The 21,757-nt window shown below is 57.0% G+C and carries 23 protein-coding genes and 1 pseudogene; 17 read left to right on the forward strand and 7 right to left on the reverse strand.

Annotated elements, in window-relative coordinates:
- Positions 1–534 precede the first annotated feature (534 nt).
- The 4 genes and pseudogenes from tnpB (at position 535) to ACLK1G_RS14035 (ending at position 2,096) form a co-directional block, all read left to right on the forward strand.
- Positions 535–897: an IS66 family insertion sequence element accessory protein TnpB gene (gene tnpB / locus ACLK1G_RS14025; RefSeq protein ID WP_420765966.1), complete on the forward strand. Its 363-nt coding sequence runs from the start codon at positions 535–537 to the stop codon at positions 895–897.
- On the forward strand, positions 860–1,201 hold the full coding sequence (locus ACLK1G_RS25865; protein WP_489685933.1) for a transposase domain-containing protein: 342 nt from the start codon (positions 860–862) through the stop codon (positions 1,199–1,201). Before tnpB ends, ACLK1G_RS25865 begins: the two co-directional genes overlap by 38 nt.
- A pseudogene (gene tnpC, locus ACLK1G_RS14030) lies at positions 1,123–1,729 on the forward strand (IS66 family transposase). Before ACLK1G_RS25865 ends, tnpC begins: the two are co-directional and overlap by 79 nt.
- A 181-nt stretch (positions 1,730–1,910) precedes the next feature.
- Positions 1,911–2,096, forward strand: coding sequence for a DUF6124 family protein (locus ACLK1G_RS14035; RefSeq protein WP_420766121.1), 186 nt, complete (start codon positions 1,911–1,913; stop codon positions 2,094–2,096).
- On the opposite strand, the gene ACLK1G_RS14040 is transcribed toward ACLK1G_RS14035, so the two are convergent.
- Positions 2,080–3,858 (reverse strand): ABC transporter ATP-binding protein, encoded by a 1,779-nt coding sequence (locus tag ACLK1G_RS14040; RefSeq protein WP_420765967.1) that lies wholly within the window; start codon positions 3,856–3,858, stop codon positions 2,080–2,082. The two genes, ACLK1G_RS14035 and ACLK1G_RS14040, sit on opposite strands and share 17 nt — an antisense overlap.
- Positions 3,851–6,145 (reverse strand): lasso peptide biosynthesis B2 protein, encoded by a 2,295-nt coding sequence (locus ACLK1G_RS14045; RefSeq protein ID WP_420765968.1) that lies wholly within the window; start codon positions 6,143–6,145, stop codon positions 3,851–3,853. Before ACLK1G_RS14045 ends, ACLK1G_RS14040 begins: the two co-directional genes overlap by 8 nt.
- A 417-nt stretch (positions 6,146–6,562) precedes the next feature.
- On the opposite strand from ACLK1G_RS14045, the gene ACLK1G_RS14050 reads away from it, so the two are divergent.
- Together ACLK1G_RS14050 and ACLK1G_RS14055 are read left to right on the forward strand one after the other, a co-directional pair.
- The gene (locus ACLK1G_RS14050) at positions 6,563–6,790 is read left to right on the forward strand and encodes a hypothetical protein (protein ID WP_420765969.1); all 228 of its coding nucleotides are present in this window, start codon (positions 6,563–6,565) and stop codon (positions 6,788–6,790) included.
- A gap of 166 nt (positions 6,791–6,956) precedes the next feature.
- A complete protein-coding gene (locus tag ACLK1G_RS14055; protein ID WP_420765970.1) occupies positions 6,957–7,319 on the forward strand; it encodes a DUF6124 family protein in 363 nt (120 codons plus the stop codon).
- Positions 7,320–7,423: 104 nt separating this feature from the next.
- Here ACLK1G_RS14055 and ACLK1G_RS14060 read toward each other — a convergent pair whose 3' ends face one another.
- The 3 genes from ACLK1G_RS14060 to ACLK1G_RS14070 all read right to left on the reverse strand — a co-directional run bounded on the left by ACLK1G_RS14060 (position 7,424) and on the right by ACLK1G_RS14070 (position 9,231).
- A complete protein-coding gene (locus tag ACLK1G_RS14060; protein ID WP_003213368.1) occupies positions 7,424–7,699 on the reverse strand; it encodes an HU family DNA-binding protein in 276 nt (91 codons plus the stop codon).
- Positions 7,700–7,890: 191 nt separating this feature from the next.
- Positions 7,891–9,039: an NAD(P)/FAD-dependent oxidoreductase gene (locus ACLK1G_RS14065; protein WP_420765971.1), complete on the reverse strand. Its 1,149-nt coding sequence runs from the start codon at positions 9,037–9,039 to the stop codon at positions 7,891–7,893.
- 24 nt (positions 9,040–9,063) lie between these two features.
- The gene (locus ACLK1G_RS14070) at positions 9,064–9,231 is read right to left on the reverse strand and encodes a rubredoxin (RefSeq protein ID WP_420765972.1); all 168 of its coding nucleotides are present in this window, start codon (positions 9,229–9,231) and stop codon (positions 9,064–9,066) included.
- Between the two features lie 175 nt (positions 9,232–9,406).
- Between ACLK1G_RS14070 and ACLK1G_RS14075 the strand changes: the two genes are divergently transcribed.
- From ACLK1G_RS14075 to ACLK1G_RS14095, 5 genes are all read left to right on the forward strand, one after another.
- The gene (locus ACLK1G_RS14075) at positions 9,407–9,970 is read left to right on the forward strand and encodes a chorismate--pyruvate lyase family protein (RefSeq protein ID WP_420765973.1); all 564 of its coding nucleotides are present in this window, start codon (positions 9,407–9,409) and stop codon (positions 9,968–9,970) included.
- Positions 9,970–10,860 carry a 4-hydroxybenzoate octaprenyltransferase gene (gene ubiA, locus ACLK1G_RS14080; RefSeq protein ID WP_420765974.1) on the forward strand — a complete coding sequence of 297 codons (891 nt, stop codon included), beginning with the start codon at positions 9,970–9,972 and terminating at the stop codon, positions 10,858–10,860. The genes ACLK1G_RS14075 and ubiA overlap by 1 nt, the downstream gene beginning before the upstream one ends.
- Before the next feature lie 95 nt (positions 10,861–10,955).
- Positions 10,956–12,014, forward strand: coding sequence for a PA0069 family radical SAM protein (locus ACLK1G_RS14085; protein WP_420765975.1), 1,059 nt, complete (start codon positions 10,956–10,958; stop codon positions 12,012–12,014).
- 209 nt (positions 12,015–12,223) lie between these two features.
- On the forward strand, positions 12,224–12,955 hold the full coding sequence (locus ACLK1G_RS14090) for a carbonic anhydrase (RefSeq protein ID WP_420765976.1): 732 nt from the start codon (positions 12,224–12,226) through the stop codon (positions 12,953–12,955).
- A gap of 92 nt (positions 12,956–13,047) precedes the next feature.
- Positions 13,048–14,577 (forward strand): SulP family inorganic anion transporter, encoded by a 1,530-nt coding sequence (locus ACLK1G_RS14095; protein ID WP_420765977.1) that lies wholly within the window; start codon positions 13,048–13,050, stop codon positions 14,575–14,577.
- 172 nt (positions 14,578–14,749) lie between these two features.
- Here the strand turns inward: ACLK1G_RS14095 and ACLK1G_RS14100 are convergent, their stop codons facing one another.
- On the reverse strand, positions 14,750–15,400 hold the full coding sequence (locus ACLK1G_RS14100; RefSeq protein ID WP_420765978.1) for a hypothetical protein: 651 nt from the start codon (positions 15,398–15,400) through the stop codon (positions 14,750–14,752).
- Between the two features lie 373 nt (positions 15,401–15,773).
- Here ACLK1G_RS14100 and coxB point away from each other — a divergent pair, with 373 nt between their 5' ends.
- The 4 genes from coxB (at position 15,774) to ACLK1G_RS14120 (ending at position 20,155) form a co-directional block, all read left to right on the forward strand.
- A complete protein-coding gene (coxB, locus tag ACLK1G_RS14105; RefSeq protein WP_420765979.1) occupies positions 15,774–16,901 on the forward strand; it encodes a cytochrome c oxidase subunit II in 1,128 nt (375 codons plus the stop codon).
- An 82-nt stretch (positions 16,902–16,983) separates the two neighbouring features.
- A complete protein-coding gene (gene ctaD, locus ACLK1G_RS14110) occupies positions 16,984–18,570 on the forward strand; it encodes a cytochrome c oxidase subunit I (protein ID WP_420765980.1) in 1,587 nt (528 codons plus the stop codon).
- 121 nt (positions 18,571–18,691) lie between these two features.
- Positions 18,692–19,243, forward strand: a complete 552-nt coding sequence (locus ACLK1G_RS14115) for a cytochrome c oxidase assembly protein (RefSeq protein WP_420765981.1) — start codon at positions 18,692–18,694, stop codon at positions 19,241–19,243.
- A gap of 24 nt (positions 19,244–19,267) precedes the next feature.
- Complete coding sequence (locus tag ACLK1G_RS14120) at positions 19,268–20,155, forward strand: cytochrome c oxidase subunit 3 (protein WP_420765982.1); 888 nt, start codon at positions 19,268–19,270, stop codon at positions 20,153–20,155.
- A gap of 24 nt (positions 20,156–20,179) precedes the next feature.
- Here the strand turns inward: ACLK1G_RS14120 and ACLK1G_RS14125 are convergent, their stop codons facing one another.
- Entirely contained in the window at positions 20,180–20,383 is a 204-nt protein-coding gene (locus ACLK1G_RS14125; protein WP_420765983.1) for a twin transmembrane helix small protein, read from the reverse strand.
- Between the two features lie 70 nt (positions 20,384–20,453).
- On the opposite strand from ACLK1G_RS14125, the gene ACLK1G_RS14130 reads away from it, so the two are divergent.
- Together ACLK1G_RS14130 and ACLK1G_RS14135 are read left to right on the forward strand one after the other, a co-directional pair.
- Complete coding sequence (locus ACLK1G_RS14130) at positions 20,454–21,191, forward strand: SURF1 family protein (RefSeq protein WP_420765984.1); 738 nt, start codon at positions 20,454–20,456, stop codon at positions 21,189–21,191.
- Positions 21,157–21,750: a hypothetical protein gene (locus ACLK1G_RS14135; RefSeq protein WP_420765985.1), complete on the forward strand. Its 594-nt coding sequence runs from the start codon at positions 21,157–21,159 to the stop codon at positions 21,748–21,750. Before ACLK1G_RS14130 ends, ACLK1G_RS14135 begins: the two co-directional genes overlap by 35 nt.
- Positions 21,751–21,757 lie beyond the last annotated feature (7 nt).

The following is a 21,757-nucleotide window of genomic DNA, read 5'->3' on the forward strand; positions in this document are numbered from 1 at the left end:
GCTTAACAAAGGTTAGTAACGGAAGCTTGAGAGCTCAAAACAAAAAACGCCGATTCGAGATGATGTTCGTGCGAGCAAACACATCTAACAAAGCGGCGTTCTTATGCGCGATACGTTCCTTCCGTTTGGGAGGGCTTTTCTGTTGTCGCCATCAAACCTGATGGCGACACGCTGATCGATCTCATCATCCAGACCAGCCGATTCCCGTGTGACCTGGAGGTGCGCCAGCATTGCCTTCTGGCACGAGTGGCCTACGGCCTGTTCGTGTGGTAGCCCAATACTGAATTAAGGTCATCAAACGGATGGCCCTACGGCTACCGAAACAAGGAATTTTTTTCATGAAGATGAAGGTAAGGGGCCGGTGAACACACCTTCCGAGCCCCGCCAATAAGGGTGATTGTGTCCGCGTATTGTTAAGCGGACGCTATTATCATTGAGCTGCCACTCGGCGAGCAATTGATCACCGTGAAGTGGCCAATCTCAGACCCTGACGGATGCGCCCGCTTCGTCCGAGGGCTTGCTCTGTGATCCGCATTGACCATCTGGCTCGCCACCGAGCCGATGGACATGCGAGCGGGCACCAACACCGCGCTGGCCAGGGTGATCGCGGTGTTCGGTGCGGCGAAGCCGCACTGTGCGTATCTATTTGCCAACCGCCGCGCCACGCGCACGAAAGTTCTGGTGCATGACGGCTTCGGGATCGGGCTGGCGGCTCGGCGTTTGAACCAAGGCAAGTCAATTGGCCAGGCATTCACCAAGGCTCGGAAATGGAGTTGGATACCGAACACCCCTGAACATTTGCGCGCTTTGGCGAACGGTTATCGAGAAGCTCACACACGAGATCGCACAACTCAAGCGTTTGAAGTTTGCCAAGCGCAGCGAGCAGACGAATCCTGAGCAGGCCAGCTTGCTCGATGACCTGATCGATACCGATATCGCGGCGATTGAAGCAGAGCTTCATGCCTTGCAAACAGTGCTGGCTGCGACCGAGAAAAAGCAAAAGCCCAAACGCACTGTTTTCCCGGCAGAGTTTCAATGCACGCTAATCCGTCACGAACCGGACACACTCATTGCCCATGTGGCTGCGTACTCAAGCGTATCGGTAAGGACGTCAGCGAAAAGCTGGACTACACGCCCGGCGTGTTTACCGTTGAGCGCCATATCCGTGGCAAGTGGGTCTGCGATGACTGCGAAACGCTGATCCAAGCGCCGGTTCCGGCGCAGGTCATCGACAAGGGATTCCCGACTGCCGGGTTACTTGCCCACGTCATGATCGCCAAGTTTGCTGACCATCTGCCGCTTTACCGTCAGGAATCGATCTTCGGCCGTGCGGTTTGGCGATTCCACGTTCAACTTTGGCTCAATGGGTTGGTGTGACCGGGGTGCAGTTGCAACCTCTGGTCAATGCACTGCGCGACGTAGTGCTTGGGCAGCAGGTTATTCATGCCGATGAAACACCCGTGCAGATGCTCGTGCCGGGCTCAAAGAAAGCTCACCGCTCTTATGTTGGGCCTACGCCACCAGCCAGTTCTCGAATTTGGCAGCGGTGGTTTACGACTTCAGCCCCAGTCGCGCCGGTGAGCACGCTCGCAACTTCTTGCAAGACTGGAAGGGCAAGCTGGTGTGTGATGATTTTGGTGGCTACAAGGCCAGTTTCGAACTCGGAGTGACCGAGATCGGTTGCATGGCCCATGCACGGCGCAAGTTCTTCGAATTAAAACTCCACTAGAATTTCTAGCAATGACAGATTATTGTCTGAAGAGGCGCGCAGAGAAACAAGAATGCCGCACTCGGTTTAACAGGCGGCTATGGACTCAACGCGCCTTGTCGAGCTTCCGCTAATGCCGCAAGCAGCCAGCAATCCAGAAGCGCCCCATCAACCCGGCCTGCTACTCCCGATCGTGAAAGAGATGGATAACGGATGCCTGCTGGCCAACTTCTACGAAACCCTCGCGTCGGATCATGCGATGGTGAGTAACCTGGCCTTCGATTTGGAAGGCTCGCCCCACCGCTTTCTATTTGGCGAGCTCTCGCAACGCGGCGAATATCCGGATGACACTAATCGCAGGTTATGCTCAACTAGACGTTGTTTGTAGCGATCGTATCCGTTGGCGGCTCTGTACGTGGCGTCTGTACCGCCTTGGATAATGTGTAGTGTTTCGCGTACCACCCCCCGGTATCTAATAGCGAGAGATGAGTACCAAACTCAACTATTGTGCCGTTATCCATAACGATAATTTTGTCCGCCTTGCTAGCCTCCACTAAGTCGTGAGTTATTATTATTCGTGTGACACCATTAAGAGCAGCATAGATAGCTGAGGAAAGAATTTTCTTAGTTGCTTTGTCAAGTGAAGAAGTAGGCTCATCTAAAACTATGACGTTTGGGTATCTAGCTATCGCGCGAGCGAATGAAACTCTTTGCTTCTCACCTCCGGACAAGCCATGGCAAGCGTTGCATTCGAGCAACCCCTTATCATCATCAATTCCACTTACCCTCAATATGCGAGGAATCTCCGCCTGATCAAATGATAAATTCCCAAACACATTATCCTTGACAGATCTATCAAACAAAAATGTGTCTTGCGGCACGTAGCCTACATGTTTCCTCAAAGCCCTTATTGCCTCACCCGAAAGTTCCTGCGAATCATATTTAATCACGCCAGCACTCACTTCAACCAAACCAAGCAAAGCTTTAGCCAACGTTGACTTTCCAGCGCCTGAGTTACCCACTACCGCCAAACTGCTCCCACTTTCTATCACGACGCTTATGTCTTTTAGGAGAATTTTCCCGTCAAGTGAATGTATACAAACTTTATCCAACGTAATCACTGGCGGTGGCAGTGGCTGAACTTCTTTCGGGTCGTCGATCAACACGCACGGCTGCACCAGGTGTTCCGCATTTTCGGCTATGGTGACCGAAGTCCTTTTGATGGCGCTCAAAACCATGCCTACATAGCTAACCGGCAACACGAACTGAAGCACATATGCGTTAATTTGCACGAAATCTCCAGCCGTAATAACCCCCCCCGCTAGATCCCTCGCGGCAAACACTGTAATTGCTGTGAGTCCAGCGCCTAACACCATAATTTGCAGGGAGCTTATGGCTTGTGAAAAATTGACGACTCCGATCGCCGATTTTGTAGATGCTAGTAGAGCCCTCTCGATGTGCTTGAACTCAGCCCTCTCGTCTGCGTGGGCAATAATTATGGTGCGGTTTTTTAAGGCATCTAATATTCGCCAATAAGTTGACTGCGCTGACAAATTCGAAAACTTTTGTCTTTCGCCAACACCTTTGTAGCTAAATAAAGAAATTACAACAAAGATCAAAACTGTAGCCGCTAACAGCGAAGCGTAAATTAAAGATGAAAAATGAACAAGCACTGACACCGACAGGATAAGCCTTACCAATAACGGGACGATCTGCCAAACCACACCATCTATGAACATGGGAAGCGCATTGTTGGTTTGACTTAACTTTGTAGCAAAGACTCCACTTGGACTCTCCTTTAGTTCCACTTCTAATTTAAAAATTGAGTTAACACAGAATCGTTTAGTGGCTTCAAATTTAATTTTCTCCACTACGATGGCCGCAAGAACTCCTCTCAGACGAAGTAGTAGTTCTGCGCCCAACCATGTGGCACCATAAACAGCGCCTAACCAGGCGACCTCCGCAACGGCTTCCTTGGCGCTCAGTGAATCAATTAATATCTTAAGTACAGCGGGCGCGGCCACCGACATGAATACTGTTATTAAATCCAACAGGCAGGCCGCTAAAAATGACAACTTAACGCTCAAACTAGAGTTAATTAAGATATTCCAGCAAGCTTTAACGGCGCTTAAAAAATCCTTATCAAGCATTTCCGCTTCCACCAATAGACACTATCTTAGCCAACTCCATGGGCAATTCCTTTCTATCATAGACAACGCCGCTTTCACCTTCGACCCAAGCATGAGAAATGAAAGGATGCGTTTGAACACCGACTATAAATTTACATTTCACATTATGGCTAAATGCGATACGGGCAACTGCGTAAGCAAACTCCAAGCACTTGACCTTACGCCATAGGCAAAATACGGCTAGGTTTACATTGCTCGCAATTTTATGCAATTCGGCTTCATCTGCCGCCATACTATCGGGAGGAAACCGCCGCAGGTCCTGAAGTATTATATGAAGCTTTCCTTTGTCTGAGTTCTTTTTTGCGGATGATAGAAATATCATGGCCCTTATGAAATACTTCGGCCTGAAATCTGATAAATCGACTCTGCTTTTACCTAATGCCCAGTCGCATTCAAAAGCTCCCTTAGAAATTTTCTCATCTTGAAAAAATTCCTTTGGCAGTTTTTCTCCTAAGCGAATCAAACCTTGGGAAACCAAGTCATTAAGGGAGCCAACCTCGTCCTCTGAGAGTTTCGAAGAGGGCGCACCGAGGATCGAAAACAGCAGGCTGCTTTGTATGTCATCAAAGAATATGAACTCATTAGACGCCTCGTTAAGAGCTGTGATTTTTCCGTTATAGATAGCTGCCGTTACTCCCTTACCCCACTGTACAAATCCCTCCTTTTGCTGTTCAAATTCATCAACATAACCCTTCCAGTGATTGATATAAATGTTTGCAGTGAATAAATTAATTAGTGACCCTGGACACTTTACAACTCCAGCCGCAACCTCATCTATCAGCCGACACATACCATCTACGTTCACTATATCTGCTCGAACCAAGTAGCCTTCCGTTATGAAACTTTTAATCTCTGATTTGTAATGCAAAAAACAGCGCTGCGTAAGTCCTGCTACGCCACCCTTCCGCCTATACCAAAATTCGTCAGATTGATACTTATCCGCGGCGCGCTTGCGGATGCTGTACCTGTCTATCCCATATTTTAAAAGTTGATCCGAAGGAGTAGCTAGGCCTGTACTTAAAATATCTGGAGCCAAAAACGGACAAATATAGCGACCTGCAAAAGCAGCCATCGGGGACGATTGCATTTCATATCTATTTACTGCTGAATTCAGGTGTCGCTCAAGCGTACTGACTTCCCTACAGTGGGGATGGGCTGGAATATCAACCTTAAACTCACCTGCACAGTGGCCACTTGCGACAACTTTATTTATACCGTTACTGTTTGCAAAAAAACGTCCAGGATCGTCTAATTTCATTTGCATACCTCTATATTCCTCAAAGCTCTCTTTGATGGCGTGTATAAAAGGCGAACGCAAATAATTAGAAATACATAGTGAACTTTTAAACGCTCCAATAACGTCTCCTTTCTTCAATAGCTCAACTGGCAATCCTTTTTGAGGGGCGGCACAAAAAATTGAATCCCCGCCTGCGCCGTTAAATATGGCCGTGCTCTGCGACGAAAGCAGGTGAGACGAGTAGTCTAAGTATCCGATATTCACAAGTCCCGGATGAGGGAAATTTGGCTTAATATTTGAACAGGTGGTGACCTGAAAGGGTTTGAGATCTTCTACGTCTAGAATCGTCAGATCGCAACGATGTTTAGCCGCTAGACTCTTTACGCGCTGCAAGTCATCTACCTGACCGCTAGCAAAGTCAGTGAGGTGAATCAGCTGTAAATCGCCATCAGGCATTACTTCTAATAGAGAATGCAGCAGTATGCTAGACTCGAGTCCGCCAGAGTATTCCAACATAACTGTTCGAACACCAGCCAGTCTCTTTCTTAACCCATCCTCCAAAGTCTCTAAAAGTTCTATTTCTCTAGGGTCAAGCTCCTCCCCCAAATCAACATGCATATCTGAAGAGCTTAATACGCTACCTGGAGGCAAGTAAAAAACGTCCAAGAACGGAGTGTGCACTCTTGGCGTTGCACCGCACGCGATATACTCAATGAAATAATTAATATTTGGGGTTGTTCTGCTTTTTTTACAGGAAAGAAGCAGCTCCAAACTGGAGGAGATCAGTAAATTTCCGCACTTTTCCTTATAAACAAACACTTGATGCTCAGAAAATATACTGACTGAAAGTTTGCTCGCACAAAAAGTTAGCAGGCCAACACCCTTAAATTCCAATGTACTGCTTGATCTATGTTGATCATCGCTACTTAATAGGTATTCGCCATTATTTCCAGAGGGCGAGAATACAAATTCAAGAGAGCTTTGATTTGAAGCTTGTAAAATAAAATCCATAGCACTCTAATCCTTGAGAAAAGGAAGCAGCCCTTCGCCAGCGACTGCATCCACGCTGCTATAGTGTATTAGCTATTTATTGCGTACCTCGACCAGTGCGGCATCTCCAAGTCTGCGAAACCTGGTGCTCCTTGAATATTTGGTGACGCAGGTAGTTTAATCAAGTTTTTGAACATTTTATGCTTTCCTTGTGCTAGTTCGGTTAACGCCAGCGACAGCTGACTGATATAGAGATTGCCAAATTTAAAAAAATAAAAAAGTAGGACGCTTCTCAAATAAATTGTCTTTTGAAAAAATCAGAATGATCCGTAGTCTTTTGTTCAAACAACTGTTGGATTCGGGCGGAGCCGCTAGAGAATTAGCGGGAGGCGGTGGAAGTTTATCAGCAAGCTATATCCGGCTCTTCGGACTGCGAAAATGCGGGAGTTCGTAGTTGATGAAGCCTATGCGTTCAAAGGAGATCAGACAGTTTTCATGAAAGTTAGAACTTTATTGATCTGCGGCCAAAGCTTAGGTGGAGCAGTCGCATTGCTGCTCGCGGAAACGCTGCTCACAAGCGCCGTCATAGGTTGGCGCGCTCGGCTGGCGGCGCTGAGTACTTTGCTGGTCACCGCCAAGGGACGTTTTCGGAAGCCGGCTGCATGAGTCTCATCAGTCAGGCATTGCCTGCACTCGATGGTGGTTGTGCGCATGGCGCCTTCGGGCGCGCCGGGTTCCGTTGCCTCTACCGGTCTACTAACTTGCGCACAGCTGCCTCCTTTCGTTTAGTAGCGAGACGGTTGCGGCCTACTAAATCAGAGGTAGCGTAACGATGTTCAAAATAACTCCGAATCCTCCAGAAGCAGATCCCAACTCTCCGTACCTCGACGGCCCCAACGCCAAGAAACACGACGAAGCCGCCAAGCACACGCTGGATTATTACCTGGCGCCCAAACCGGGAAAGCCCGAAGAACCCCCTCAACCTGGCCAGCTGTTCACCGTCGTAAAAGACATGGGCAACGAATGCCTGCTGGCCAACCTCAGCGAAACCCTGGCCTCCGCTGACGCGATGGTCAGCACGCTGGCCGTCGACCTGGATGGCGCGTACCGCCACTTTCTCCTAGACATTCAACAACGGATCGAGCTGAGTTCGTTACTGGCGAACCGAGTGTTGAACAACGTCGATCCGCGCTAACCGCTGCGCCACGGTTTACTCAGGCACAAAAAAGGCATACCGATCACCATCGGTATGCCTTTTTTGTTGCCGCTTCCTTCCCTCGTCAGAGGTACTCGCCGCGATTACGGGTTAACGCTGTCCTTCAAGGACTTGCCCGGCTTGAACGCAACGGTGTTGCTGGCCTTGATCTTCACTGGCTCGCCGGTTTGTGGGTTCTTGCCGGTGCGGGCGCCGCGGTGGCGTTGCAGGAAGGTGCCGAAGCCGACCAGGGTGACGCTGTCCTTGCGGTGCAGGGCGCCGGTGATTTCTTCGAGGACGGCGTTGAGGACGCGGTTGGCTTGTTCTTTGGTGAGGTCTGCTTTTTCCGCGATGGCGGCAGCGAGTTCTGGTTTACGCATGAATGAAGCCCCTTTGACGGTTTTTTTGTTGTTATGTCCGGGCTGTTCTCTTCGGAACACCCCCTAAGGCGCCGCAGGCTCTACTCTGCGGCAGACGGGAGTGAGGATGGCACGGGGCCGCAACCGGCGCCAGTGGCCGGCGGGGGTTTGTGCCCTCAAAAGCAGGTTATTTATGACAGAACGGCCAGTATTTACGCCAGCAGGGCTGGAAGCTGCTTGTTCAACGCCAGTTTTTCCATCACCGCCGCGCCGGTCAGGGCGTAGCCCAGCAGATTGCCTTGGGCGTCGCGGCACAGGGCCTTGATATCGGCGCCTTGCCCTTCGACGCTCCACACGCCTTCGCTACCCCGTGGTGGTGGCGAAACCACCAATGGGCACACCGGGGTTTTCACCGTGATCGGCATGGCGCCGTAGCCTACGGCGGTGGGGTTGCCGGCCAGGGTTTGGGCCAGGGCGCGCGCGCAACTCATCAGCGGCATCACGTAGAGCAGGTTCAAGCCATCGACTTCGGCGCAGTCGCCCAAGGCGTAGATATTGGCGTGGGAAGTCTTCAGATGACGATCCACCACGACGCCGCGATTGACCACCAGGCCGGCGGCGGCCGCCAGGTCGATGCGCGGGCGCAGACCGATGGCCGAGACCACCAGGTCGCAGGCGATCACTTGGCCGTCCGATAGGTGCGCTTCCAAACCGTCGGCCACCCGTTGCAGGCGATTGAGCACCGGGCCGAGGTGGAACCGCGCGCCAAGGCTTTCCAACCCGGCCTGTACCGCTGCGGCGGCCGCCGGGTGCAGCAGCGTCGGCATGACTTGCTCGCATGGGGCGACCAGTTCTACTTCATAGCCACCCAGAATCAGGTCGTTGGCAAATTCGCAGCCGATCAGGCCGGCGCCTAGCAGCAGCACCCGGCGCTTGCCAGCGGCGGCGGCGCGAAAGCGGGCGTAGTCTTCCAGGTCGTTGATGGGGAAGATCAGGTCCGCCGCGTCGCCTTGCACCGGCACGCGCACGGTTTCAGCGCCCCAGGCCAGCACCAAGTCGCGATAGCTCACTGCTTCTTCACCGATCCACAGGCGCTTGTGGCCCGGGTCGATGCCGCTGATGCGCGTGTGGGTGCGTACCTCGGCATTCAGTTGCTCGGCCATCGCGCCTGGCTCGGCCATGCTCAGGCCATCGGCGTCTTTGTTCTTGCCGAAGCCCGTGGAGAGCATCGGCTTGGAGTAGGAGCGGCCGTCGTCCGCGGTTATCAGCAGCAACGCGGTTTCGCTGTCGAGCTTGCGAAATTCCCGGGCCAGGTTGTAACCGGCCAGGCCAGTGCCGACGATGACGACAGGTGCGCTCATGTTGCTCTCCGTTTGGTGAAACGATCAGTTGATTTCGATCATTTCGAAATCCATTTTGCCGACGCCGCAGTCCGGGCACAGCCAGTCTTGCGGTACGTCTTCCCAGCGAGTGCCGGGCGCGATGCCATCGTCAGGCCAACCGTCAGCTTCGTTGTAGATCAGGCCACAGACAATACATTGCCACTTCTTCATTCCAATACTTCCTCAAGATGTCAGGCTTGGCCGGTATTTTCCGGCTCAGGGCCGTTTTGTACTGATCGGTCGCGACAGATGCAAGCGGCATCGGCGCGACGGCGGGTTGGCTCGGCCAAAATCGCCGACCGGCATGGTAAGCTCGCGGCCTCATTTGCTGCCATTCAAGACCCCTGTGCCGCCTACAAATTCGATATTTCCTACACTCCAATGGCTGCCCCAACACCTGCTGTCGCCCCGCCCGGATGCGTGCGTCATGGACTGGCTGTTTGACGAAGGCTCCCTGACCCGGCGCCTGACCGGCCTGTCGGACGATCACTTCAGCGTGACGCCGCTGTTCGAAGGCTGGCAGCCGTTGCGCGCCGATGAGTGTGCCGCGCTGGACCTGGCCCAGGGCAGCGAGGGCTGGGTGCGCGAGGTGTACCTGCGCGGCCACGGCCAGCCTTGGGTGTTTGCCCGCAGCGTGGCGGCGCGCAGCGCGTTGCAGGGCGACGGCTTGCAGATGGACGAACTGGGCAGCCGCTCGTTGGGCGAGCTGCTGTTTTGTGACCAGGCGTTCCAGCGTCGGGCGATCGAGGTCTGCCACTACCCGAGCGAATGGTTGCCGGCAGAGGTTCGCGCCACCGCGTTGTGGGGCCGTCGTTCACGTTTTGATCGCGGCACGTTGAGCGTACTGGTGGCGGAGGTGTTTCTGCCGAGCCTGTGGACAGTCGCTCGCGCCTATTCGGAGAATTGCTGATGTACGTGCAACTGCTCAAATCCTTGAACCGCCTCAATCCGCGGGCCTGGGACTTCGTGCAACTGACGCGCATGGACAAGCCCATCGGTATTTATCTGCTGCTGTGGCCGACGTTGTGGGCGCTGTGGATCGCCGGTGAGGGTTCGCCATCCCTGGCCAACATCGTGATTTTTATTCTCGGCGTGGTACTGACCCGTGCCGGCGGCTGCGTGATCAACGACTGGGCCGACCGCAAGGTGGACGGCCACGTCAAGCGCACCGAACAGCGTCCATTGGTGAGCGGCAAGATCAGCTCCAGGGAAGCGCTGGTGTTCTTCGCGGTGTTGATGAGCGTGAGCTTCCTGCTGGTGCTGTGCACCAATGCGCCGACGATTCTGTTGTCCTTGGGCGGGTTGGCTTTGGCCTTCAGCTACCCGTTCATGAAGCGCTATACCTATTACCCCCAAGTGGTGCTGGGCGCGGCGTTTTCGTGGGGCATGCCGATGGCCTTCACCGCCGAAACCGGCCATCTGCCGGCGGCCGCCTGGTTGCTGTACATCGCCAACCTGCTGTGGACGGTGGGCTACGACACCTATTACGCCATGACCGACCGGGACGATGATTTGAAAATAGGCGTGAAATCCACGGCGATCCTGTTCGGCGATGCCGACCGGGTGATCATCCTCACGCTGCAAGGCCTGGCCCTGGCTTGCCTGTTGCTGGCCGGGTCGACATTCAAGCTCGGTGGCTGGTTTCACCTGGGGTTGGTGGCCGCTGCCGCGTGTTTCGCCTGGGAGTTCTGGTACACCCGCAGCAAGGATCGGATGCGCTGCTTCAAGGCGTTCTTGCACAACCATTGGGCCGGGTTGGCGATTTTCGTGGGGATTGTGCTGGAGTATGGGTTGCGCTGAGGCGACTCGCTTATCCATAGAACCCGCCCAATGGCACTGGCCGCAATGGCAATCAACGAATACTGTATGCACATACAGCTTTCGGAGTATTGCCCATGTCCGTCCCTCTTCCGCCCCGTGGCCGCGGCACCGCCACCAATCCGCATAACCGTTTCGCCCCAAGCCGTTCGATGGCCGAGGATGATGGCTGGTACCAGGAAGTACCGCCGACCCAGGGCACCGAAGTACGCATCGAAACCGCCAAGACCATCATCACCCGCAACACTTCCACCGACATCCCTTTCGATCGCTCGATCAACCCCTACCGAGGCTGCGAACACGGTTGCATCTATTGTTATGCCAGGCCCAGCCATGCCTACTGGGACATGTCGCCCGGGCTCGATTTCGAAACGAAGCTGATCGCCAAGACCAACGCCGCCGACGTGCTGGAGCAACAATTGGCCCGGCGCGGCTACCAGTGCGCGCCGATCGCCCTGGGTTCCAACACCGACCCCTACCAGCCGATCGAACGCGAGCAACGCATTACCCGGCGGATTCTCGAGGTGTTGCTGCGTCATCGGCACCCGGTGACCATCGTCACCAAAGGCTCGTTGATCCTGCGGGACCTGGACCTGTTGACCGAACTGGCCCGGCAACGCCTCGTACACGTGATGATCAGCCTCACCACGCTGGACGATGAGCTCAAGCGCATTCTCGAACCCCGCGCGGCCGCGCCCAGCGCACGGCTTCGGGCCATAAGGGTCATGCGCGAGGCGGGTATCAAGGTGGGGGTGCTGTGTGCGCCAATGATTCCGATGATCAACGACAGCGAGATCGAAAGCCTGCTGGCCGAAGCCCATGCCGCCGGCGCGCAGACCGCCGCCTATGTCATGTTGCGCCTGCCACTGGAAGTGGCGCCGCTGTTCGAGGAGTGGTTGCAGGCGCACTACCCGCAGCGCGCCGCCCATGTGTTGAGCCTGGTGCGCCAGAGTCGCGGCGGTGAGCTGTACGACAGCCGGTTTGGCGTACGGATGCGCGGCGAAGGCCCGTTTGCCGATCTGCTGGCGCAGCGTTTCGCTAAAACGATTAAGCGATTGGGAATGGATCGACGCGACGGTTACGATCTTGATTGCGATGCCTTCTGTCCGCCGGGGCGACAGATGTCATTGATTTAAATACAGTTCGCTTTAAATTGATCTTTGGAGATGGCGCGGCGCAAACATACCTGGCGCTTTGTTTACGCCTCGTAATATGCGTTCTAGAGCCTTCCATTCAGTTTGAGTTAAGTTTCGGCCGCTACCTTGTTCATCGAGTGACTGACGGGTCGAGCCTTTCGACCTGGATGTTTTTTAACCAGCCACTGGCGTCTCAAAGAGGATGAATCATGAGTGACAAGGATAAACAGCCGTTGGCTGCGTCGGCTTCAGCCCAACCCCAGGCGGAAACCGCCGATGCAGCGCTGCAGCACATTGTTGACGGCTTTTTGCATTTCCATCACGAGATCTTTCCCCAGCAGGAAGAGCTCTTCAAGAAACTCGCCACCGCCCAGAAGCCCCGGGCGATGTTCATCACCTGCGCCGATTCGCGCATCGTGCCCGAGTTGATCACCCATAGCTCTCCTGGCGACCTGTTCGTGACCCGTAACGTCGGCAACGTCGTTCCGCCTTACGGCCAGATGAACGGCGGTGTTTCCACCGCCATCGAATACGCCGTGCTCGCCCTCGGCGTGCAGCACATCATCGTCTGCGGCCACTCCGATTGCGGCGCCATGCGTGCCGTGCTCAACCCCGATACCCTGGAAAAAATGCCGACGGTCAAGGCCTGGCTGCGCCACGCCGAAGTCGCCAAGACCATGGTCCATGACAACTGCCCGTGCGGTGACGAGAAGCAGACCATGCCCGTCCTCACCGAAGAGAACGTGATCGCGCAGTTGCAGCATTTGCGAACGCACCCCTCGGTGGCTTCTCGCATGGCCAGCGGCCAGTTGTTCATCCATGGCTGGGTGTACAACATCGAGACCAGCGAGATCAAAGCCTTTGACGCGGACCGGGGCTGTTTCCTGCCGCTCGATGGCAGCCATCCGATACCGGTGGCGACGCCCAAAGCGCGCTTCTAAAACCACTCCTAATCATCCTTGTATGGTTCAGCCTTACCGCTATTGAGGCGGTAGGGCCTCGCCATGCCTGAAGAAACTTCGGGAGAGTCGCCATGCGTGCTGCTCAATTAAAAGCTGTTCTGCCACGGGAGCTGTTGGCTTCGGTGGTTGTATTCCTCGTGGCGCTGCCATTGTGCATGGGCATTGCCATCGCATCAGGCCTGCCACCGGCCAAGGGCCTGATTACCGGGATCATCGGTGGTTTGGTGGTGGGTTTTCTGGCGGGCTCCAAGCTGCAAGTCAGCGGTCCGGCCGCCGGGTTGGCGGTGTTGGTTTTCGAACTGGTGCGCCAGCACGGCGTGGCCATGCTCGGGCCGATCCTCTTGTTGGCCGGCCTTCTGCAACTGTTGGCCGGACGCTTTCGCCTCGGGTGCTGGTTCCGGGTCACCGCGCCTGCGGTGGTGTACGGCATGCTCGCCGGTATCGGCGTGCTGATCGTGTTGTCCCAGGTCCATGTGATGCTCGACGCAGCGCCCAAGCCTTCCGGCCTGGACAACCTGGCGGCATTCCCTGCGGCAGTCGCCCAGGCCTTGCCGTCGTTCGGCTGGCAGGCCGGCTTGCTGGGCCTTTCGACGATCGCGGTGATGTGGCTGTGGGAAAAATTTCGGCCCCATAGCCTGCGCTTCATTCCTGGCGCGCTGCTGGGCGTCGGCCTGGCAACCGTCGCGAGCCTGCTGCTGGCGTTGCAGGTCAAGCGCGTGGAAGTCCCGGAAAACATGGCCGAAGCCATTGACTGGCTGCGCCCGGCGGATCTGCTGAACCTGGCCGATCCAACGCTGCTGATCGCGGCCTTCGCGGTCGCCTTCATCGCCAGCGCCGAAACCCTGCTGTCGGCGGCCGCCGTGGACCGCATGCACAGCGGCGAACGGGCGGATTTCGACCGGGAATTATCGGCGCAAGGTATCGGCAACATGCTCTGCGGCCTGCTCGGCGCCTTGCCCATGACCGGCGTGATCGTGCGCAGCTCGGCCAATGTCCAGGCCGGCGCGACCACGCGGATGTCGACGATCTTCCACGGCTTGTGGTTGCTGCTGTTCGTGCTGTTGCTGTCGAGCGTGCTGCAAAGCATTCCGGTGGCGAGCCTGGCGGGTGTGCTGGTCTATACCGGTTTCAAGCTGGTGGACATCAAGGCGTTCCGCAGCCTCGGTCGTTATGGGCGGATGCCCATGTTCACCTATGCCGCAACGGCACTGGCGATCATCTTCACCGACCTGTTGACCGGTGTACTGGTCGGTTTCGGCCTGACCCTGGTGAAGCTGGCCTGGAAAGCTTCGCGCCTGAAAATCAGCCTGATCGACCTGCCGCAGGAAGGCGAGATGGAACTGCGATTGGTGGGTGCGGCAACCTTCCTCAAGGTTCCGGCCTTGACCCAGGTACTAGGTACCATTCCCGAAGGCGCGACGGTGCATGTGCCGCTCAATAACCTGAGCTACATCGATCACTCGTGCCTGGAGTTGCTCGAAGAATGGGGCCGGGCGAACGCCAGCAAGGGTTCGAAGCTGCTGATTGAATCCCGCGGGCTCAAGCGCCGGTTGGAAGGGCGGTTGCGCACGACGGTGGGGGTTGGCGCAGCCTCTGCCTGACAGCTCACTCCCAACGGAGCTGGGTGTAGGGCAGATAATTCTTGAAGACCACAAACTCAATGCGGGAGCGAGCTTGCTCGCGATGGCGGCGTGTCAGTCCACTACACTGTGGCTGACCCAATGCAATCGCGAGCAAGCTCGCTCCCACAGGGGGTTATGTGTCCCCGGTAGATCAAGCCGCCGGCTGATCAAGCTCCAGGCCCACGCCCAAGCGACGCGACATGCACGGCCAGCGCTTCCAGGCCGCGCCGGTCTCCGGGCTGCTGAGCTTCTCGCGATAGGCTTCCACCGACTCCAACGCAAACGTCTCGTCGTTGAGCATCTCATCGAACGTGTGATGCACCACTTCATCGAGCTGGTTGGCAAACGCCTCACCGATCAATTGGTGGGCGATCAGGTTGGCGACCGTCATGTCCAACGGAATCAGCGGCTGGCCGAAATGCTTGATGTAGAGGTCGTTCACCTCTTCGACGAACCGGTGCGCCAGATAGGCTTCGTCGAGCAGGCTGTTGAGCCCGACATGCCCGGCCGTGATGGTCGGTGGCTGGAGAAAGTACTGCTCGGCAATTTTCAGTACGGGTTTGATTTGCGACTCGATACCCGCCTCCCTGGCAACGACGTTGGCTGCATCCAGCAGGTCAGGCACTTCGTTGATGTAGGCGGCGACAAATCTCGCCAGGACGTCATTGGCGTTCGCATCCGGCAACTGAATGGCGGGGTGCAGCGTTGGTAACTGCGCCGTCAACTGACGGCTCAACAGGCCGGTCTCGGCCTCATGTTGCAGGGCTTTTTGGATCTGCTCGCGCAATGCGGCGGTGTTCATGACAACTCCAGGAAACAACAGGCAATGAAATAGGAATGACATAACTTAGCTGGCGCGCATTGACTCCTAAGACCTATTTTTCATAACCGCCCCTTCCCTGATACGTCGCCGTTATATCGGTTTGCCATCACTCAGTTCGCATCCTTCTCCATTCATGGGCTCTAGCGCAAGCCCCGGCTGTTTCAAACGATTTACGCCGTCGCGTTGCGAGGTTGCAGGTGCTGTCTATACTCGGGTTGGAATGGAGTTAGCTGATGACACCCGATTGCATGTGCAGCAAGGCGCGGCGAGTCAATTAAGCAGTCTGAAAAGCCGATCCCTTGCCGCAGGCGTTACGCCTACGGGATAACAAGAACGATAAGGGGAACCCGCAATGACGCGACATCCACACGTATGGATGGGCCTCCTGTTGTGGTCGATTTTCAGTCAGGCGCAAGCGGCCTGGACTGTGAATATGGCGCCTGGAGCGACACAGATCAGCAATGCAGTGTTCGACCTTCACATGACCATTTTCTGGATCTGTGTGGTCATCGGCATCATCGTCTTCGGCGCCATGTTCTGGTCGATGATGATGCACCGCCGCTCAACCGGCCAGAATGCCGCGCACTTCCACGAAAACACCCGCGTCGAAATCCTCTGGACCATCGTGCCCTTCCTGATCCTGGTGCTGATGGCGATCCCTGCCACAGCCACGCTGATCAAGATGTACGACTCCAGCGAGTCGGAGATCGACATCCAGGTCACCGGCTATCAATGGAAGTGGCACTACAAATACCTGGGCCAGGACGTCGAGTTCTTCAGCAACCTGGCGACCCCCGCCGAACAGATCAACAACCAGAGCGCCAAGGGCGAGCACTACCTGCTGGAAGTCGACAAGCCGCTGGTGCTGCCGGTCGATGCCAAGGTGCGCTTTCTGGTGACCTCCGCCGACGTGATCCACTCCTGGTGGGTGCCGGCCTTCGCGGTCAAGCGCGACGCTATTCCAGGGTTCGTCAACGAAGCATGGACCCGCGTCGACAAGCCCGGCATCTATCGCGGCCAATGCGCCGAGTTGTGTGGCAAGGACCATGGCTTCATGCCGATCGTGGTAGAGGTCAAGAGCAAACCCGACTACGAGAAATGGCTGGGCGAACGCAAGGCCGAAGCCGCGCAGCTTAAAGAGTTGACCAGCAAGGAGTGGACGCGCGAAGAACTCGTCGAGCGTGGCGACAAGGTCTACCACACCACATGCGTTGCATGTCACCAGGCCGAAGGCCAGGGCTTGCCGCCGATGTTCCCGGCGCTCAAGGGCTCGAAAATCGCCACCGGGCCAATCAAGGATCACTTGAACATCGTCTTCCATGGCAAGACCGGCACCTCCATGGCGGCGTTCGGCAAACAATTGTCGGAAGTCGATATCGCGGCGGTCGTGACCTATGAACGCAACGCCTGGGGCAACAACAAGGGCGACATGGTCACGCCTAAAGAAGTGCTGGAACTCAAACAGGCAGAAAGCCAATGAGCCGGCCTGACGTCTGTTCCCGCAACCGGTCGGGGCGCGTTGCCCCGCGCCGTCCAGCCCATTGGTTCGAAGGAGAAAGGACATGAGTGCTGTGATCGATGACCACGGTCATGCCGACCACGCCCACGGCCCCGCCAAGGGCCTGATGCGCTGGGTGCTGACCACCAACCACAAGGACATCGGTACGCTGTACCTGTGGTTCGCGTTCTCCATGTTCCTGTTGGGCGGCTCGTTCGCCATGGTGATCCGCGCCGAGCTGTTCCAGCCCGGTTTGCAGATCGTACAGCCGGAGTTCTTCAACCAGATGACCACCATGCATGGCCTGGTGATGGTCTTCGGCGCGGTGATGCCGGCCTTCGTCGGCCTTGCCAACTGGATGGTGCCGCTGATGATCGGCGCGCCGGACATGGCCCTGCCACGCATGAACAACTTCAGTTTCTGGCTGTTGCCGGCGGCGTTCCTGATGTTGGTCTCGACGCTGTTCACACCGGGGGGTGGGCCGAATTTCGGCTGGACATTCTATGCGCCGCTGTCCACCACCTATGCGCCGGAAAGCGTGACGTTTTTCATCTTCGCCATCCACCTGATGGGCATCAGCTCGATCATGGGCGCGATCAATGTGGTCGCCACCATCCTCAACCTGCGCGCCCCCGGCATGACCCTGATGAAAATGCCGTTGTTCGTCTGGACCTGGCTGATCACCGCGTTTTTGCTGATCGCGGTCATGCCGGTGCTGGCCGGCTGCGTGACGATGATGCTGATGGACATCCACTTCGGCACCAGCTTCTTCAGTGCCGCCGGCGGCGGTGACCCGGTGCTGTTCCAGCATGTGTTCTGGTTCTTCGGCCACCCCGAGGTGTACATCATGATCCTGCCGGCCTTCGGTGCCGTCAGCTCGATCATCCCGGCGTTCTCGCGCAAGCCATTGTTCGGCTACACCTCGATGGTCTACGCCACGGCCGCCATTGCGTTCCTGTCGTTCATCGTCTGGGCGCACCACATGTTCGTGGTCGGCATCCCGCTGGTGGGCGAGTTGTTCTTCATGTACGCGACCCTGCTGATCGCCGTGCCCACCGGGGTGAAGGTGTTCAACTGGGCCAGCACCATGTGGCAGGGCTCGCTGACCTTCGAGACGCCGATGCTGTTCGCCGTGGCGTTCGTGATCCTGTTTTCCATCGGCGGCTTCTCCGGGCTCATGCTCGCCATCGCCCCGGCGGACTTCCAGTACCAGGACACCTACTTTGTGGTCGCGCATTTCCACTACGTGCTGGTGCCCGGCGCGATCTTCGGGATTTTCGCCTCGGCGTACTACTGGCTGCCGAAATGGACCGGCCACATGTACGACGAAACCCTCGGCAAGCTGCACTTCTGGCTCTCGTTCATCGGCATGAACATGGCGTTCTTCCCGATGCACTTCGTCGGCCTGGCGGGCATGCCCCGGCGGATTCCCGACTACAACCTGCAGTTCGCCGACTTCAACATGGTCTCGTCCATCGGCGCGTTCATGTTCGGCACCACGCAGATCTTCTTCCTGTTCATCGTGATCAAGACCATCCGCGGCGGCGAGCCAGCCCCGGCCAAGCCGTGGGATGGCGCCGAAGGGCTGGAGTGGAGCGTGCCGTCGCCGGCGCCGTATCACACGTTTACTACGCCGCCGGAAGTGAAATAGATGACTCCGGGGCCTTGTGTGGGAGCGAGCTTGCTCGCGATGGCGGTGTGTCTGACACACCGAGTCGCCGCCATCGCGAGCAGGCTCGCTCCCACAGGGTTCTCGGGGAGGAGCGGGAACCATGGCTGATTCAATCTCGCTGAAGAAACTGGTCACCCGCCTGCTGCTGGTAGTGGTGGCCATGTTCATCTTCGGGTTTGCCCTGGTGCCGATCTACGACGTGATGTGCAAGGCGTTCGGCATCAACGGCAAGACCGGTGGGCAGTACGAAGGCGTGCAGACGGTGGATGAGTCACGGCAAGTGCGGGTGCAATTCCTGTCGACCAACGCGGTGGACATGGTCTGGGATTTCTACCCCAAGGGCGATCAATTGGTGGTCAAGCCGGGGGCAGTGAACGAAATGGTGTTCGTCGCCCACAATCCCACCGACCGGCCGATGAGCGCCCAGGCAGTTCCGAGCATCTCGCCGAGCACGGCGGCGGCGTATTTCCACAAGACCGAATGTTTTTGTTTTACCCAGCAAGTGCTGCAACCCGGCGAACGCATCGAGATGCCCATGCGCTTCATCGTCGACCGGGACATGCCCAAGGAAGTGAAGCATCTGACGCTGTCCTACACGCTGTTCGATATCACTGCTCGTCATCCTCCGGTGGCTCTAAACACTGACCGATAGCGTGCCCGATAAGGAGAACAATAAATGGCAACTCATGAGCACTATTACGTTCCGGCCCAGAGCAAATGGCCGATCATCGCCACGGTCGGGATGTTCGTCACGGTGTATGGGCTGGCAACCTGGTTCAACGACCTGAAGGCGGCACGCCCGGACTCCAACGGCCCGCTGATCTTTTTCGTCGGCGGCCTGTTGGTGGCCTACATGTTGTTCGGCTGGTTTGGCGCCGTCATCAAGGAAAGCCGCGCCGGGCTGTACAGCGCGCAGCTCGATCGCTCGTTTCGCTGGGGCATGAGCTGGTTCATCTTTTCCGAAGTGATGTTCTTCGTGGCGTTCTTCGGCGCGTTGTTTTACGTACGAGTGGTGTCGGCGCCCGGTCTGGCCGGTGAAGGCAGCAAGGGTTTGTCGGAGATGCTGTGGCCGAACTTCGAATACGTCTGGCCGTTGTTGAACAACCCGGATCCCAAACTCTTCCCACCGCCCAAGGACGTGATCAGCCCTTGGGGCTTGCCGCTGCTCAATACCATCCTGCTGGTCAGTTCCAGCGTCACCGTGACCATCGCCCACCACGCCCTGAAAAAAGGCCATCGCGGCGCATTGAAGGTGTGGCTGGCGATCACCGTGCTGCTGGGTTGCGCGTTCCTGGGCTTCCAGGCCGAGGAATACATCCACGCCTATAAAGAGCTGGGCCTGACGTTGGGCTCGGGGATCTACGGCGCGACGTTCTTCATGCTCACCGGTTTCCACGGCGCCCACGTCACCATCGGCACGATCATCCTGTTCGTGATGCTGATGCGCATCATGCGGGGGCACTTCGACAACGAGCATCAGTTCGGCTTCGAGGCCGCGAGCTGGTACTGGCACTTCGTCGATGTGGTGTGGATCGGCTTGTTCTTCTTCGTCTACATACTCTGAGGCAGGCGTTATCAGGGCGGCTCTTTACCAAGGAGCATGCGACACCAACTGGCCGCTGAAAAAGCCCCAGGCAATCAAGCCGACGGTCACAGCGGCCAAGGCCACGCGAATTGCCAGGGCGATGACCAGGCGATTGGAATCGCTTTGGTCCTTGACCAGAAAAAACAAGCCGCTGAACAGGCTGGCAACCGTGGCGATCAGCATCAGGGCGATGGCTGCTTTGAGCATTGGAAACACTCCGGGGGGACGCGATGCACGTGAGTATAGCTATCCCGTTCATTAGCCTTAGGGCGGCGCCATGAAAGGCTTCCGGCCGGGCATCGTGCCGTCACTCGTGGTGGCCGTGCTGGTGCCGGTGATGGTGTGCCTGGGGTTCTGGCAAATGAGCCGGGGCGAACAGAAACGTGTGCTCATGGACACTTATGCCGAGCGCCGCGTGGCCAAGCCGATGAACAGCGTCGAGCTTTCGGATACGACGGATCCGGCCTTTCGTCCGGTCAGCCTGCGTGGCCAATTCGACGCCGAGCACAGCCTGCTCCTGGACAACCGCCAGCACGACGGCAAGGTGGGCGTCGAACTGCTGCAGCCGTTCCTCGATCACGCCAGCGGGCTTTGGCTGCTGGTCAATCGTGGCTGGCTGCCCTGGCCGGATCGCCGCACCCCGCCAGTCTTCAGCACACCTGAACAGACTGTCGACCTTCAAGCCTGGGTCTACGTCGCACCCGGCGCCACGTTCCAACTTCACGCCGACCCGGCAAGCGCACCGTGGCCGCGGCTGGTCACCACCATCGAACCGCAGAAACTCTGGGCAGAACTGGACCGTGGCGGCTTCGCTTACGAACTAAGACAACAAAGCGGCCCCGGCGCCTACCGGACCGATTGGCCGGTGGTTGCCATGGGTCCGGAAAAACACCTCGGCTATGCCGTGCAGTGGTTCGCCATGGCGGCGGCGCTGTTCGGCCTTTTCCTCTATCTCGGATGGCACAACGCAGGGAGACACCATGGGAAGCACCATGAATCCAACCAACACGTCTGAAGCGCCCAATGCACGCAGCCGCCGCAAGGGCCGCGTGCAATTGCTGTTGATTGTGCTGGGCGTGATCGGCCCGATGATCCTCGCCACCGGCATGTACAAATTCCAGTTCTGGGTCCCCGATAGCCGCAGCTACCACGGCGAGTTGATCGGCAACGGCCAGTCTCGCGCCGACATCGGCGTGCAGGCCGACGAGCAGCGCTGGCAGATCCTGGTGACGGCCCCTCAAGAGTGCTCGGTGGACTGCCGCCAGCTGGTCTACCTTGCCCGGCAAGTGCAGATCGGCCTGGGCCGCGAAGCCGGCCGCGCCAGCCATGCCCTGGCCATCGCGCAACCCCTGGACAGCGAGTACGACGCCCAGCTGCAGCGCGAATATCCCCAGCTGCAACGCTACCCGCTGGATCTGCCTGCCTATCAGAAAGGCGCCCAGGGTTCCGGCGGCGCCCAGCTGTGGATCATCGATCCCCACAGCAACCTGGTGCTGCGCTACGACGCCCGGGTCAAGGGCAAGGATTTGCTCAACGACCTGCGGCACCTGCTGAAACTGTCGAACATCGGATGAGGACATC

The organism is Pseudomonas algeriensis, from assembly GCF_048847255.1.
GTDB lineage: Bacteria > Pseudomonadota > Gammaproteobacteria > Pseudomonadales > Pseudomonadaceae > Aquipseudomonas.